At 68.3% G+C, this 1,314-nt stretch carries 1 pseudogene; it reads right to left on the bottom strand.

The features are described 5' to 3' along the window. Positions 1-1,314: pseudogene (locus tag ABD323_RS41255) on the bottom strand (AGE family epimerase/isomerase); the annotation flags it as partial.

Below are 1,314 nucleotides of genomic sequence, written 5' to 3'. Positions count from 1 at the left end.
CCGGAGCAGCCCGTCCGGGAACGAGGCGTCCGGCCGGGGGCTGTACCAGAGGTTCAACGGCTCGCGGTTGACCAGCAGTTGGGTGTACACCTCGGCGAGGTAGCAGAGCTCGGCCTTGTGGTACATCGCCATCGCGTGGCTGCCCTTGAGCCGCTCGTTGCCGACCAGGTACGGGATGCCCTGGGCCAGCACGGTGAAGTGCACGCCGCCCTCGTCGTGATCGAGGAAGAACGCGTTGTAGAAGGCCGAGGCCTCCCGCGCGTGCTCCAGGTAGGCCGGGTCGCCGGAGCTGCCGGCCATCACCAGGTAGGCCAGGATGGCCTGTTCCTGCTGCCACCAGGTCTTCCGGTCGTGCCAGACGAAGGCGTGCCTGCCGTCCTCGGCGTCCCGCTGGAGCAGGTCGTACCAGCCGCCGCGCTGCGGGTCGCGGCCGAACTCCGGCATGGTGCGGGCCAGGTCCCGGGCCAGCGCCTGGTACTCCCGCTTGGGCAGGGTGGCGTTCATCCGGGTCAGGTTCCAGGCGATCTTCAGGTTGTGCCCGATCACCGCCCGGTTCTGCTGCCAGCCCCACGAGTGGTCCGGCGTCCAGTCCGCGTAGAAGCGCTCGTTGACGAACGGGCTGCCGCCCGGGGTACGGTCCGGCAGGTACGTCACGATCATGTCGAAGGTGTGGTCCAGCATCCCGCCGTACTTCTCCTCGGCGGTGGCCAGGTACAGGTTGATCAGCTACGCCGGGGCGTGGTCGCCGACCGAGTTCCAGTTCTTCCGCGAGTGGTTGGGCCCGAGCCCGTCGTGGTGCGGGCTGAGCGTGACCGGATCGATGTGCGAGTAGTAGCCGCCCAGCCGGGGGTCGTGGAAGTACTTCTCGAACAGCCGGACGGTGCCCTCGATGTCCTCCCGGATCACCGGATTGCCGGTCACCCGGTAGGTCTGGGTCAGCCCGACCAGCGCGTAGATCTGCTCGTACGCCGGGATGGCCCGGTAGTCGTCGCCGAACTCCGAGGCGAACAGCTTGCGTTCGCGTGTCCCGCCCACGTCCACGCCGTGGTACCAGTAGACGATGTCCTCGGCCTCGTCGCGGAACCGCATGTGGTCGTGCAGGTACTGCGAGCCGCGCTCGGCCACGTCCAGGTAGTCCTGCTTGCCGGTCAGCAGGTAGGCGCTGGCCATCCCGTAGACCATCCGGGAGATGGTGTCGGTCTCCTGCACGTGCTCGGCGGTCTTGTGGCCGCTGCCCCGGATCTGGGTGCGGTACCCGGCGAAGTCCACCGGTCCGTCGCCAAACTCCGACCGCCGGTAGAACGCGGCCAGTTG

The sequence above is a fragment of the Kitasatospora nipponensis genome, from assembly GCF_039528135.1.
Lineage (GTDB): Bacteria > Actinomycetota > Actinomycetes > Streptomycetales > Streptomycetaceae > Kitasatospora > Kitasatospora nipponensis.
Note: the sequence above shows the minus strand (reverse complement) of the source record. Positions and strands in the feature narration are given on the sequence as shown.